Source organism: Microcystis sp. M_OC_Ca_00000000_C217Col, from assembly GCF_007095585.1.
GTDB lineage: Bacteria > Cyanobacteriota > Cyanobacteriia > Cyanobacteriales > Microcystaceae > Microcystis > Microcystis panniformis.
This window is the reverse complement of sequence record NZ_SFBV01000098.1, coordinates 1-13,961: the sequence shown is the minus strand read 5'-3', so window position 1 is coordinate 13,961 and position 13,961 is coordinate 1. Positions and strand designations below refer to the sequence as shown.

Here is a 13,961-nt window from a genome sequence, read left to right as displayed (position 1 = left end):
ATTTTAGATGTCAGGAGTCAGGAGACGGGAGATAGGGAGCAAAAAGCTGATGACTGATAACTGATAACTGATAACTGATAACTGATAACTGACCTATGATAGCCGTTACCAACCCTGAAATTTTACCGTTACTTCATCCCCTGATTGGACAATTAGCCACAGCAATTCTGTCCCACTGGGAAAATTATCTTGATTTGTCGCCCTTTGAGTTACCCGAAGGTTTAGGCTATGTGGAGGGACGTTTAGAAGGGGAAAAATTAATTATCGAGAATCGCTGCTATCAAACTCCCCAGTTCCGCAAAATGCACCTAGAACTGGCTAAACTGGGCAATAGTTTGGATATTCTCCACTGTGTCATGTTCCCCCGTTCAGAATATCCGCTGCCGATGTTTGGATGTGATATAGTCTCCGGCAAAGCGGGAATCAGTGCCGCTATTGTGGATCTTTCTCCCACCAGTAGCGATAAAACTCTCCCTAGTGCCTATAATCAGGCTTTAGCGGCTTTACCTGGGGCTGATTTCGCCCAAGCTCGTGATTTACCGCCTTGGGGTCATATTTTCTCCCAATATTGTCTGTTTATTCGACCCGAAACCGCCGCCGAGGAACGACAATTTTTACAAAGAGTTACAGATTTCTTGACAATTCACTGCAAATGTGCTAAGGAAAGTCAGCCTCTTTCCGGGGAAGAAGCGCGCATTTATTTACAGGGACAACGGGATTATTGTAGTCAACAGCAAAAAAACGATAAAACTCGGCGTGTACTAGAAAAAGCCTTCGGTTGGGAATGGGCAGAGCGTTATATGACGGGCGTTCTCTTTGATCTGCCCGATTAAACTGAACTACCCCTTCCCCCCTTGCTACTAGGGTTGATTCATCGTAGGGTTGATTCATCGTAGGGTTGATTCATCGTAGGGTTGATTCATGAATCAACCCTATCCTTAATAAGGGGGGAGCCGACAATTTTTAACACCTACCCACTTATTTAGAGATTTTCTGCAACCTCATCGCTATTTTTCCCATTTTTGAACTCTTAAAAATTAATTAGGCCAGAAGTCTCTTGAAACTTAACAATATTAATAGACAAAGACAGGAAAATAATTGCTAGATTGATTTAGGTACAGTTAACTGTAACCGCGAGAAGAAGAGAAAAAAAGCGGTTTTCCCAGGTAAAACCACCAAAAAGCCGTAGCTTAATTTCTCGATTCTGACGATTAAATAAATATTAAAAAGTCGGACATAAATTCTGTTGTCTATCTTAAGAAATGTAAATTGCCGCAATTCTTACTGACGACCGACTCCTGACTCCTGACTCCTTACCCCACAGTTAACTTTACTTTTGTCCAACTACTTAAAACAGCCGATGAATCTAACGAACTTTCCTTGGTTAACTGCCATCATCCTTTTTCCCATCGTCGCCGCTTTATTAGTTCCCATAATTCCCGATAAAGACGGTAAAACCGTGAGATGGTTTGCTCTGACGGTGGGATTAATCGACTTTGCCCTAATTATCTACGCTTTCTATAGCAGTTACGATTTCGCTAATCCCAATCTGCAATTAGTGGAAAGTTACCAATGGTTGCCCGAAATTGACCTAAGATGGTCCTTAGGAGCCGATGGCCTCTCCATGCCTCTGATTATCTTAACGGGATTTATCACCACTCTGGCTATCTTAGCGGCTTGGCCGGTGACTTTTAAACCGAAACTATTCTACTTCCTGATGCTGTTGATGTACGGGGGACAGATTGCGGTGTTTGCCGTACAGGATCTGTTACTGTTCTTCCTCGTCTGGGAATTAGAATTGGTCCCCGTCTATCTCATCCTCTCTATTTGGGGCGGTAAACGCCGTCTCTACGCGGCCACCAAATTTATCCTTTACACCGCCGGAGGCTCCCTATTCATCCTTGTAGCGGCGCTGACGATGGCTTTTTATGGCGATACCGTCTCCTTTGACATGGTGACTATTGCTGGTAAAGACTTCCCCCTGAAACTGCAATTATTCCTCTACGCCGGTTTCCTGATTGCCTACGGGGTAAAACTGCCGATTTTCCCCCTCCATACTTGGCTACCGGATGCCCACGGCGAAGCCACCGCCCCCGCCCATATGTTACTAGCGGGAATTTTGCTTAAAATGGGTGGTTATGCGCTCTTACGGATGAATATGGGGATGTTACCCGATGCTCACGCCGTTTTCGCCCCCGTTTTGGTGATTTTAGGGGTAGTTAATATTATCTACGCCGCCTTAACCTCCTTTGCCCAACGCAATCTTAAGCGCAAAATTGCCTATTCTTCCATCTCTCACATGGGATTTGTGCTGATTGGCATGGCTTCCTTTACCGATATTGGTACCAGCGGGGCGATGTTACAGATGATTTCCCACGGACTGATTGGGGCGAGTTTATTCTTTATGGTCGGTTGTACCTACGATCGCACCCATACCCTGATGTTAGACGAGATGGGCGGTGTCGGCAAGAAAATGAAGAAAGTTTTTGCCATGTGGACTACCTGTTCCCTCGCTTCCCTGGCTTTGCCCGGGATGAGCGGTTTTGTGGCGGAATTAATGGTATTTATCGGTTTTGCCACCAGTGATGCCTATAGTCCCACTTTCCGCGTCATCATCGTCTTTTTAGCGGCTATCGGTGTCATTCTCACCCCGATTTATCTCTTGTCCATGTTGCGAGAAATTCTCTACGGGCCGGAAAATAAGGAATTAGAAGAACACCATGCCCTCGTCGATGCGGAACCCCGGGAAGTCTTTATCATCGCTTCTCTATTAGTGCCAATTATCGGCATTGGACTCTATCCCAAAGTGGCCACGACGATTTACGATGCTACTACCAATAAATTAACCGCCCTAGCGCGTAATTCTGTCCCCAGTTTAGTGCAACAGGCTAAAGTGAAAACCCCTAGTTTCTCCCTTTATTCCCTAAAAGCACCCGAAATTTAAATGTAGGGTGGGTTAGGCGACGACAAGTTAAGCAGTTAACCAATAATTAAAAATTCGCCGTAACCCACCACATTATTGATCAAGAGAGGACTTATCAGGAATAAGTAGCTTTAACAGAAACAATATCTGACTTATTTCGGAACGCATAGCTCTGATCTCACCTTCAATCACATCAAAGCGTTTTGATATTGAATTCTTGTCATAATCAATAGGCATCGAGTCTTGAGTAGATAGATTGTTGAGTTTATTAGCAAGAGCTGCCCAACTATTAGCTTTTAATCCAAAATAATACTTAGCTTCATTTAGCGTTCTAAACTGCTGCTTAAGAGTATCAACAGTGAAGTTGATTGTCTGATAAACGCAAGCTTGGTTGTCTAGATCTTCCTCAACCATATCAACAACCTCACGAATAAGTTGATCGTGATTTTCACTAATCTGAGCGGCGGCTCCTAGTATACGAGAGGTCGCTTTAATCTGCAATTCAGTATCTTGTTGAAGCTGATCGGCAATTTTACGAACTTGTTCCCCCAATGTGCCTTTACGCTTTGGCTCTAGAGCAGGTGTTAACTCTTGACTCATGAAAAATCTCCTTTATTCAGAAAGGATATCTTTAATGGCAAGCCAAATGCGTTTGAGCTTTTGCAGCAAACCAACTGGATTACCAGTAGATTCCACTTCTACCGAATCAACTAATTGTTGAATCCTATCCATACGCTCTGCTAAAGCATAAAGGTTATTCACCGCCTCATCCTTGCTTGCCAACGATTCACGCAGTAGAACAACCATTTCAGCAATTTCCTGCTTTAGACGCTCATTTTCAATTTTACGGCGAGTTTCCCAACCCTTGATGCCAGCCTTTGAGCGTCTTTCTCGTTTAAGCAGCTCTTGGGCTTCATTATACAGAGTCAGATATTGCGTCCGCCGGGCATCTGCTTCTTGATATTTGGCTATTAATTCAACAGTTTTTGCCTTCTCTTCGTTATAAAGACAAAGAGTTTGCTGATATCTTTGCTGCTCACTAAGATAGAGTTGATTATTCTGCGTTGCACGCTGCTCCCATTCATCAACTGCAAGCTGTGAAGTCTGAAGCTGTTGCTGCAATTGAGCTTTTTCCTGCTGCAACAAAAACTTATCACCTCTAGCATTATCTCGCTGCTGTTTCAGTTCATGATAAGAGGGTGGCTCTGGCTGCCGAGAGCGAGGATTGTTGCGCTCATTATCACTATTAGAATCTCGGCGATCCGCCCTTCGCATCCCTGGCATAATTCAACCTCCGAAGCAGATATCCCTATAACTTGAGTCTTCCCAAATCAACGGAACGAGATAGCATTCGACAAGCTAAACCTCCTAATGAATCAATCAGTATCGATCACACTAAAAAATAACTTGACGGACACTATCACTACTAAGAGTTAAAGCGACCTAACGACTTAATCAAGAGGCAATCGCCACTCTCAACTTAAATCTAAAATATCATATTTGTCCGCTCCAATGATTTGCCATAACCCGATTACTTCTTAATTCTTAACTGTAGCGAGCATCAATAATCTTGGCGAACTGAACAACGAAGTCAGCTATTTTTAATTGCGTAATCCTTGCTCAAATAGCGACTATTGAGACTTAAACAAAAACTGAGGTAACAATAGTTAAATAGTTTCAAACCTATAGCAGTAAGCCATCAGCTTTGAATCAGTTATATAGGAAGTTGTCGTTTTCTTTTCACTGTTTACTGATTACTGTTCACTGATAACTGAAAAATCCCCACCCTACCCAATCACCTCATGTAAATCCGTCGGTGCGAGATTAGGATAAACCACTTCACCATCCTTAAACCAGATAATGCGCTGAGAGTGACGCGCCACATCAGCCTCGTGAGTTACCATCACGATAGTAATGCCACTGTTATTCAATTCCGAGAAAATAGCCATCACCTCTTGGGTAGTTTTTGAGTCTAGCGCCCCCGTCGGTTCATCAGCAAGTAATAATATGGGTTGATTGACAATTGCCCTAGCAATAGCGACGCGCTGCTGTTGTCCCCCCGATAATTGATTGGGTTTATTGTGCAGTCGATTATCTAATTTTACCTTCGTTAAAGCAGCGATCGCTCTTTCCTTTCTTTCTTGGGGAGAAACCCCACCATAAATCATCGGTAACATGACATTTTCTAGCGCACTCATCTGGGGTAAAAGATGGAATTGCTGGAAAACAAAGCCGATTTTGCGATTGCGAATCTGGGCTAAATCCCCATCCGGCAGCGTGGAAACGTCCAGATTTTCTAGATAATAAGCTCCCAAGGTGGGACGATCAAGACAGCCGATAATATTCATGGCCGTGGATTTTCCTGAACCCGATGCCCCCATAATAGCGCAATATTCCCCTTTTTTCAGGCTCAAATTGATGTTATTAAGGGCTTTAACCATGGTTTCGCCACTGCCGTAGATTTTAGATACATTTTCGAGGCGAATAATTACTGGCTGATAGACTTCGGCTTTATCGTTGCGTTCGCTGAGAGAGGAAGTATCAAAACTCATGAAATAATATAGAGATAAAACCATTAAATGCAGCTATTCTAACCTGAGCAATTCTCCATTCAAGCAACATCCTTGAGAAAACCGACTAGAGGCAAGAAAACCGGCGCTAAATTCGATCGAGCCACGGCTAAACAGGGATAGGATCGATCGCTATAATTTTCCCCCACCTGCAAGGGAAAAATCTTTTCTCCTAAAGAGATAAATACTCCGCCAGCGGCCTGTAGAATTGCCCAAACCGCAGCAATATCCCAGACTTTCGGGGTTGCTTCCACTCCTCCCAAAACCGTGCCATCGGCAACCAAAAGCAGATTATAACTAGCCACTCCTATCATCCGCACTTTGCAGGGAAAGGGGTTTTTAAATACACCTGTACTACGAGCGCAGAGATTAAACAGATGATTTTTGCTGGGAAAATCGTCGCTGGTGTGAATCGGTTGACCATCGCAGTAGGCCCCCTCTGGACCGGTTAAACCCGTCTCACCGTACCAATAACCATAATAGGCCTGTTTCAGGCAGGGGAGATAAACAAATCCGAACACAGGAGTCCCCCGGTAGAGAAGTCCTAGGGAAATGCCCCAGATGGGAATACCGCGAGTAAAATTAGTTGTACCGTCGATTGGATCCACTACCCAACACCATTCTTGATCCGGGAAAATATGGGTAGTTTCCTCGGTTAGGACTCCATGATCCTGGAAAGTGCGGGCAATTAATGATCGCAATTCGCCATCGGACCAACGGTCGGCAGCCGTCACTAAAGTCCCGTCTGCTTTATTGGTGGCCTGTAATTTGCCAAAATCAGCTACTAGGCGATCGCCCACCTGCTCGGTAGCCTGATAACAAAAGTCTAAAACCTGACTCCAAAAAGTTTCCATAATTTTCTCGTTCGTCTTCTAGTAGAATATTAAATCATTGTCTAAACTTAGGTAGTCGAGATTGAGCGCGGAAGCCCACCAGGAGATCAGACTAGCTACCCGTCTAGAAGCGATACTTTACCTAAAAGGGCAGCCTGTCCCCTTAACCGAGATGGTGAGATTAACCAACAGCGATCGCTTGACGGTGGAAGATGCCATGATCGAGTTAATGTCCGATTATGCACACCGGGATAGTGCCTTGGAAGTGGTGGAAACCCCCCTCGGTTATAGTTTACAATTGCGGTCAGCTTATCAGAATTTGATCGAAGACCTGATCCCGGCCGAATTAGGCACAGGAACCCTCCGTACTTTAGCAGCGATCGCACTAAAAGAACCGATTTTACAAGCGGATTTAATTAATTTACGAGGCAGTACGGCCTATCAACAGGTTCAGGACTTGGTAGAACGAGGATTTGTGAGAAAACGCAAGCAAAATGAAGGTAGATCGTACTGGTTAGAATTAACCGATAAATTTCATCAATATTTCGAGGTTGACAATCTTAGAGAACAGGGTATTCTGGAAGCTACCGATCGGGAATAAGGAGAGAGAGAGTATATTAAGGGTGAATGTTTGATCACTGAGCTAAACTTGAAGAAGATGGGGGGGACTTCAGGCAATCAAGAAGAGCGATTTGTTAACCTAAATCTAATAACCACTACAGCGTGGGAGTTCTGATGACTTTTAATCCTGATTTTTTTCCCTGGGAAACCGAAGAACAAAATGATAACTGTCTGATGCAGTATCTCCAGCAGCAGCATCCTGAAACCCTTGAGAGAATAGCCCAATCCGTCAGTAGCGAAATTAAGGATATTATCTCGCAAAACGTCAGGGGATTGGTGGGAATGCTGCCCTCAGAGGATTTTGCGGTACAAATTACCACCGACCGCGAGAATTTGGCTAATCTTCTCGCTTCAGCGATGATGACGGGTTATTTCCTCGGTCAAGTGGAGAAGCGCCATCATTTAGAATCAATTTTGTTAGCTACAGAATCAATTAAATTAGGCAAAAAACCAAAAATAGATTAATCTTCACCCCAAAAAGATAGAGACACTTTCATCGGTGTCTCTATCGGTTTTTAGCCCCCTTTGGCAAAACTCACCATCACTAAAATCGAGAGCAGGATACCGGGGACAAGTAAACCCGCTAATAATCCAAATTCAGTCAGCGTCATAGGAAAATATGCCCAAAATTCCATCACTTCCCACTCTAACCCCCTCTTCCGGCCACCTCAACAAAGCTTAAGGAAAATTTAAAGCCTTTTACCAGTTTTTCTCCTATCAGTTGTCCGACTAGACAAACCAAAAAGAGTCTTTTTGATGTTGCCAAGCGGTTTATAAGTAGCTGGTTATAATTAAATTAAAAATGGATTTTAGGTTCGATCCCCCCTGCCCCCCCTTGATAAGGTAGGGTTGATTCATGAATCAACCCTACGCTTGATAAGGGGGGTGTCTGATAATTTTTAACGCCTACCTACTTAATTCTTTTTTCAGCGCTTCGTATAAAGCTGAATAATCTTGTTCTGCTAATCCCATTTCTAAAGCTTTTTCCAGAAGGCTCTGTACTCCTGTTAGGGGAAAAGTGGTTAAATCTAACTTCTCCGATTCCTCTAAAAAGAGATTGACATCTTTGAGTAAATGTTTAGTGGGAAAATTAGGGTTAGCATAATTTTCTTCTAACATTCTGGTTAATTTTTTGTCAAAAGTAGGCGCATATAAGGCACTTTGACGCAGGATAGTCATGAACTTTTCTAGATCTACTCCTTGCTGGGATAAAAAAGCTAAACTCAAAGCAAAAGCACTGGTTAGAGAGGCAATTAATTGATTTAAAGCTAATTTTAACGCCGATGCGGTTCCCACTTCCCCGATTAACATCGGTTCTTGACCAAAATGTGCTAATAAATTTGACCATTGATGAAACTGTTTTTCTGTTGCTCCCACCATAACTAAGAGAGTCCCATTTTTAGCTTCGGGAATACTTCCTAACACGGGTGCTTCTAGATATTCTCCCCCTTTAGCCACAATTTGATCTCGCAGTTGTTTACTTTCAGAAGGAGCAATAGTTCCCATCTGGATAATAGTCCGATTATTAAAGTTAGATTGCTCGGAATTTAATCCTAAAACCTCTTGGATAGCGGCGGCATTAGTTAACATTAAAATCAGACAATCTGCCTCTTGAATGACTTGCTCGGAACAGCTAACTGTTTTGGCTCCTAACTGCTGTAAAGGTGTCAATTTTTCCAAGGTGCGATTATAGGCAATAACAGGAATTTTCTGATTTAATAATCTTTCTACCATTGGCGTTCCCATTAATCCCGTTCCCAAAATTCCAACTTTCATAACTTAATTTTACCTGATTTAGTGATTAGTTTTTACTGGTTTTTATGGCTGTCCAATGACGTTCGGAAGACTGATAAATTTTAACATTTTTTAATCCCGATTGCTGGATTAAATCTTCGATTTCTGCTAGGGTAAAAGCGGCCTGGAGAGAATCCTTAAATAGTTGCGCTTGTCGGGGAGAAAAATTAGGATCGATTTCCCTCACCATCCCCTGGATTATTTCCTCGGAATCGGGACGGAATAAATCTCTTAAAAAAATGCCACCATTGGGTTTTAAAACTCGCTTAATTTCCCTTAAAAAAGGCAGAGGATTTTCGAGATGGTGGATTAAACTATTAGAAATAACTAAATCAAATTGCTCGGATTGGTAGGGAAGATTTTTTCCATCAACTTTTTCTAATTTGATCTGTTCTTGACAGTTAGCACTCAGGATATTTTTTTGACCAATTTCTAACATAGAATCGGCCAGATCAATAGCGATAATTTGCCATTGGGGACGCAGTTGACAGAGCATAATCGGAATGCGTGCAGTACCGGTTCCCACATCTAATACCCTAGCATTAATACCGGCCAATTGTACGGCTTCTTTAGCAAAATTAGTATTAACTTCGGTGAAGTCCATGGCATCATATTCGATCGCTTCTTCCCGATCATCCATTACTTCCGGTTCTAAAATTCTTTCCATAGAAAAGCTATCCTTAAGGATTACAATATTCACAATACATCGGATCGGCAGTTTTTTGACCGTTGGGAAAGAGTTTTTCCTCTCGATAATCACACCTTTGACAACCGTATAGTTCCAGTTTAATTAAAGAGGTGGGAAAGTGACATAAACCACAGGGTAAACCCGATGTTCTTTCGATAATATCAAACCCCGGACAACCACAATTAGGACATAATTGATTAAGTTTCTGCACCAGATTTGCTGTCGCAGCTGCAATTGCTTTCATCCGCGTGGGATTGTGCATAGCACGCATATCGGTTTCTAGGTGTACCTTGCCGTTTTTGTCAAGAATATCTTCAACAATTTTAACGAAATTTTTCTCGTCAGTAATTCCCTTAAAAATCTGCTCGGAGTCGAGAGAATTTTTATCAAACATCACCACTAAACCATGACTAGGAAAGCCGATTTTTTCGGCAAATTCTAAAGCAGCTGCTAGATTAGTTACAGTTTGGTGAGCGTGATTAGTTTCCGTGACTATTGCTTGACCAATTATTTCTAGATTATGGACTCGATCGAGCAATAAAATCAATTCACGATTACAGGAAACTAGCGGCAAGTGGGGATAGGGATAAAAACTACCCTCACTAGCAATTCCGATATCGTATCCCGAAAGCTCGATCGCTTGTTGTGCCTTCCTGCGAGCGGTTTCAATTTGTGTCCCGATGCGCTTAATATCCCGGGTAAAAGTGCCAAAGCGATCGGTATTAAAATTATCGGGTACAATCACCTTAAGGCCTATTTCTTGCGCTAAAATCGGTGCAATCACCCGCTCTTTTCCGTGCATAGTCCCTAAAATTGCTATCCGATCTTGAAACATCTTTTCTTGAAACATCTTGATCAAGGAAAAAGTAAAAAACAGCAATCAGCGAAAAGAAAACGGCAATTTCCTACTTAAGACTGTCCACTTAAAACTCACATCTGATAACTGATAACTGATAACTGATAACTGATGGTGGGTTACGGCGAATACTAAATAGGTGGTAAAATATCTAAATTATTGTCGCCTAACCCACCCTACGCTAACTGTCCACTTAAAACTGATAACTGATAACTGATAACTGATAACTGATAACTGATAACTGATAACTGATAACTGATAACTGATAACTGATAACTGATAACTGATAACTGATAACTGATAACTGATAACTGATGGTGGGTTACGGCGAATACTAAATAGGTGGTAAAATATCTAAGTTATTGTCGCCTAACCCACCCTACACTAAGTTGCTGGGGTTTTTTCCTGAGCTTGTTTTAATCTTTCTGCTGCTGTTTCCATGACTTCTGCAAAGTTTTCGAGAATTTCGCCGGGGTGCGCTTCGAGGATTTTTGTGGATAGGGAAATGCGATTTTTATATTCGTCAATTTCCGCGACTACCACTTTAATTGCTTGACCAACTTTAAAGAAAGTCATGGGAGAATTAAAAGAGGCTCCTGTCACCTGTTTAGCATGGAGTAATCCCGTCACTCCACCGCAATCGACAAAGACACCGTAGGGTTGTAATTTAACCACGGTGCCACTTAATAATTTACCCACAGCTAATTGACTGATAGCGTTAGCGCGAGCAATTTCTCGCTGAGATAAAACTAATTTATTATTTTCTTGATCGATTTGAATAAAAGTTGCGGTTAAAAGTTGTCCGATCAGGGAATCTAAATCATTTTTTTCGATTAAATGGGAGCGAGGGATAAATCCTTTTAATCCCTCCACCTCTCCCGTCACTCCCCCCTTATTCACCCCCGTGACGCGCAGCTGCACCGACTTGCCACTTTCAGAGATTTCCCTGACATTTTCCCAAGCTTTTTGTAGTAATAATTGCCGCAGAGACAGGGTAACTTGTCCTTCCGCGTCCTGTCCACGGGTAATCAGAAAATCGAATTCTGCACCTATGGGTAAAGCTTCAGCAATAGAAATAACATTTTCCAGGGAAATTTCCCTTAAAGGAATAAAAGCGGAGGATTTGCCGCCAATATCGATGAATGCTCCATCGGAGGTGTGTTGATCGACTCTCCCGCGCACGATCTGCCCTTTTTCAAATTGATAATCGTATTGATCAAGAGCTTTGGCAAAATCGTCCATGGAAAAGGCTGGGTTCGGTGTCATGATAAATAGAATGGTTACAAGTATAATTTCGATCTGCTTCCAGTGTAAGCTGAAGCTTGAGGGGTCAGACCATTAAGATTTAAGAAGGCTAAATAACTCTAGCACATGATCCCAGGCAGATTTGGCCGCATTAGCATTATAACTAGCCCTTTGGTCGCAGAAAAAGCCATGGTCGGCATTTTCATAGCGGAAAACTCGATGAGGAATTTGATAACGGATTAATGCGTTTTCTATCTCATCCACTTGCTTTTGAGGAATACTCGCATCTAACATCCCGAAAAATGCGTAGATTGTCCCTTTGATTTGGGGAGTCACCTTCACTGTCGCTTGACCACCCCCAGGGGTTCCCGTGGTGATTCCCGCACCGTAAAAAGAGGCACTAACTTTGATATCCTCTAGAGTGGAGACAAGATAAACCACATGACCACCAAAACAAAAACCGATCGTGCCGACACCGGTTTTTTTCACCTGTGGCAAACTATAAAGATAATCGATGGTGGCTTGGATATCGCTGATTAATTCGGCTGCTTTGGTTTGTTCTTTGTACTGACGACCGATTTCAATATCTTCCATACTGTACCCCGTTTCAAAACCAGGAGCGAATCGCTGATAAATGGCAGGAGCGATCGCTATATAGCCTTCTTGGGCAATTCTGCGGGTGACATCGCGAATATGGTCGTTTACGCCGAATATTTCCTGAATTACGATAATTGCTGGATAAATTCCCACCCGATCCGGAATGGCTAAATAGGCATCTATGTCAATATCTTTGTTAGGAATCGTAACAGTTTGCGTATTAATAGTCATAATTTTCTCGATGAAAAGGGTTTTAGGGTGTTAGGGTTGTAGGGTTGTAGGGTTGTAGGGTCTTAGGGTTGTAGGGTTTTAGTTGAAATTCCCCAATTCCCCATCTCCCCATCTCCCCATTTCTCCACTTCCCCATTCCCCCATTCCTCAAATTAAAACAAACTTTTCCAAGGCCGCAGCCACCCCATTTAAGTTTACACTGGGGGCAACCCAATCGGCTTGATCCTTAACGGCTTGGGGAGCATTACCCATGGCGACACCAACACCCGCATAGGTGAGCATAGAAACATCATTAAAATTATCACCGATCGCCATAACGTTTTGCGGTTGTAATCCTAGGATATCTTCGGCCAAAAATTGGGTGGCGCTTCCCTTGGTAGCCTCAACGTGGGTAACTTCAAAAAAAGTCGGACTCGATTGGGTAAAGTATAAATCTTGATTTTGATAGCGTTGCTGTAAATGATGCCAAATCTCGGCGATAAATTGCTTATCTTCCCCCATGGCCAGGATTTTAGTGGTTTTGTGGGCAACTTTGCGTAAATCTCCCACTGCTTCGGCAATAATACCCGATCGCTGCCGATAGAATTCGGTTTCCGCATTTAATTGCCGCACATAAAGCACATCGTCCATATAAAAATTAAGGGAGATTTTCTCCTTCCATTGGGGTTGTTCGAGATAATCTAAAAGATCGATCGCCAAGTCGGGGGAAATAGGGGTATGTCGATGGTGAACTTGGGAAACAGGATCTTGAATCCAAGCGCCATTGTAAGCAATTAAAGGTAAAGTCGATTTAAGGCGTTTATGAAAGCGTAAAGCCGAGCGGTACATCCTACCAGTGCCGATAGCGACGGGAATTCCCTTTTTTTGGACGGCCGAGACAGCTTGCACCACAGCCGGATTAACCTGATTGTTATCCCCGGCGATCGTTCCATCCACATCAACAACGATTAAGCGAATATCCACAGTCTTTTCCCATTCAACAGTCAACAGTTATTGACACTCTCGCCGTCAAGCTACGCTGTGACTGGAGATTCTTGCTTCTACTCCTCTTAACTAGACACAATCGGAAGACTATGCCCCCGTCAGACCGAATCCACAAGCGTTTTAGTTTAACGTCTACCGACTGCCCGGCGGCGGACGGATCTGAATTTTATTTGTGGGCTGTTTTGACCTTAGCCGTTAAGCTTCTATCCTGCTTGACCCGTCACCATTACATTTTCAAGGGCGATATTTGTTCCGAGGTACAAAGGAGCGGGAGGTTTCCGTGATCCCTTACGCGCTTTACCGCTTTCTGTATTCTAGCGAAATCCCTCGAAAATTGTCAAAGTATTGAAAGCTAGGATGGAAGGCATGGGATTAAATGCAACAGTCCGAACATTTGGATACACGAATAAAACAATATTAAATTGGGAAAAGAAATTATCAGCCTGACAAGAAACGTTAGTATTTAACTCTAGATAAAATGTCACCATAATTACCTCAAAAACTGCCCTAGTTAATTATTTTTAGCTAGTTGACTAACAAGCCATGCTCTTAAATTCTTTTCTGCCCTCACTTCATCCTCTTTAGCAGTGGCTAAAAATTCATAGAGTTTAGTTTTCGG

General features: G+C 42.8%; 14 protein-coding genes and 1 pseudogene. 4 read left to right on the top strand and 11 right to left on the bottom strand.

Going from position 1 to position 13,961, the window contains the following annotated elements:
- Positions 1-95: 95 nt before the first annotated feature.
- A complete protein-coding gene (locus EWV66_RS05565; protein WP_287107273.1) occupies positions 96-833 on the top strand; it encodes a phycocyanobilin:ferredoxin oxidoreductase in 738 nt (245 codons plus the stop codon).
- A 527-nt stretch (positions 834-1,360) separates the two neighbouring features.
- Complete coding sequence (gene ndhD1, locus EWV66_RS05560) at positions 1,361-2,944, top strand: photosynthetic/respiratory NAD(P)H-quinone oxidoreductase subunit D1 (protein WP_287107274.1); 1,584 nt, start codon at positions 1,361-1,363, stop codon at positions 2,942-2,944.
- A gap of 72 nt (positions 2,945-3,016) precedes the next feature.
- Here ndhD1 and EWV66_RS05555 read toward each other — a convergent pair whose 3' ends face one another.
- From EWV66_RS05555 to EWV66_RS05540, 4 genes are all read right to left on the bottom strand, one after another.
- Entirely contained in the window at positions 3,017-3,523 is a 507-nt protein-coding gene (locus EWV66_RS05555; RefSeq protein WP_002768563.1) for a hypothetical protein, read from the bottom strand.
- Positions 3,524-3,535: 12 nt separating this feature from the next.
- Entirely contained in the window at positions 3,536-4,207 is a 672-nt protein-coding gene (locus EWV66_RS05550) for a hypothetical protein (RefSeq protein WP_002768564.1), read from the bottom strand.
- 503 nt (positions 4,208-4,710) lie between these two features.
- On the bottom strand, positions 4,711-5,475 hold the full coding sequence (locus EWV66_RS05545) for an ABC transporter ATP-binding protein (protein ID WP_002763001.1): 765 nt from the start codon (positions 5,473-5,475) through the stop codon (positions 4,711-4,713).
- Between the two features lie 59 nt (positions 5,476-5,534).
- On the bottom strand, positions 5,535-6,347 hold the full coding sequence (locus EWV66_RS05540) for an inositol monophosphatase family protein (RefSeq protein WP_052275758.1): 813 nt from the start codon (positions 6,345-6,347) through the stop codon (positions 5,535-5,537).
- 61 nt (positions 6,348-6,408) lie between these two features.
- Here EWV66_RS05540 and scpB point away from each other — a divergent pair, with 61 nt between their 5' ends.
- Together scpB and EWV66_RS05530 are read left to right on the top strand one after the other, a co-directional pair.
- Positions 6,409-6,927: an SMC-Scp complex subunit ScpB gene (gene scpB, locus EWV66_RS05535; RefSeq protein WP_081417800.1), complete on the top strand. Its 519-nt coding sequence runs from the start codon at positions 6,409-6,411 to the stop codon at positions 6,925-6,927.
- Between the two features lie 134 nt (positions 6,928-7,061).
- The gene (locus tag EWV66_RS05530) at positions 7,062-7,412 is read left to right on the top strand and encodes a DUF760 domain-containing protein (protein ID WP_002735620.1); all 351 of its coding nucleotides are present in this window, start codon (positions 7,062-7,064) and stop codon (positions 7,410-7,412) included.
- A 441-nt stretch (positions 7,413-7,853) separates the two neighbouring features.
- On the opposite strand, the gene EWV66_RS05525 is transcribed toward EWV66_RS05530, so the two are convergent.
- From EWV66_RS05525 to EWV66_RS24015, 7 genes and pseudogenes are all read right to left on the bottom strand, one after another.
- Positions 7,854-8,723, bottom strand: a complete 870-nt coding sequence (locus EWV66_RS05525) for an NAD(P)-dependent oxidoreductase (RefSeq protein ID WP_052275759.1) — start codon at positions 8,721-8,723, stop codon at positions 7,854-7,856.
- Positions 8,724-8,748: 25 nt separating this feature from the next.
- A complete protein-coding gene (locus EWV66_RS05520; protein WP_002763008.1) occupies positions 8,749-9,408 on the bottom strand; it encodes a class I SAM-dependent methyltransferase in 660 nt (219 codons plus the stop codon).
- A 13-nt stretch (positions 9,409-9,421) separates the two neighbouring features.
- The gene (locus EWV66_RS05515) at positions 9,422-10,279 is read right to left on the bottom strand and encodes a DUF6671 family protein (RefSeq protein WP_287107275.1); all 858 of its coding nucleotides are present in this window, start codon (positions 10,277-10,279) and stop codon (positions 9,422-9,424) included.
- Between the two features lie 390 nt (positions 10,280-10,669).
- Positions 10,670-11,527, bottom strand: a complete 858-nt coding sequence (locus EWV66_RS05510) for a S1 RNA-binding domain-containing protein (protein ID WP_052278385.1) — start codon at positions 11,525-11,527, stop codon at positions 10,670-10,672.
- Between the two features lie 96 nt (positions 11,528-11,623).
- The gene (locus EWV66_RS05505; protein WP_052275761.1) at positions 11,624-12,358 is read right to left on the bottom strand and encodes a dienelactone hydrolase family protein; all 735 of its coding nucleotides are present in this window, start codon (positions 12,356-12,358) and stop codon (positions 11,624-11,626) included.
- A 147-nt stretch (positions 12,359-12,505) separates the two neighbouring features.
- Positions 12,506-13,321, bottom strand: a complete 816-nt coding sequence (locus EWV66_RS05500; protein WP_052275762.1) for a Cof-type HAD-IIB family hydrolase — start codon at positions 13,319-13,321, stop codon at positions 12,506-12,508.
- Positions 13,322-13,853: 532 nt separating this feature from the next.
- Positions 13,854-13,961 (bottom strand): annotated as a pseudogene (locus EWV66_RS24015) (Uma2 family endonuclease); the annotation flags it as partial.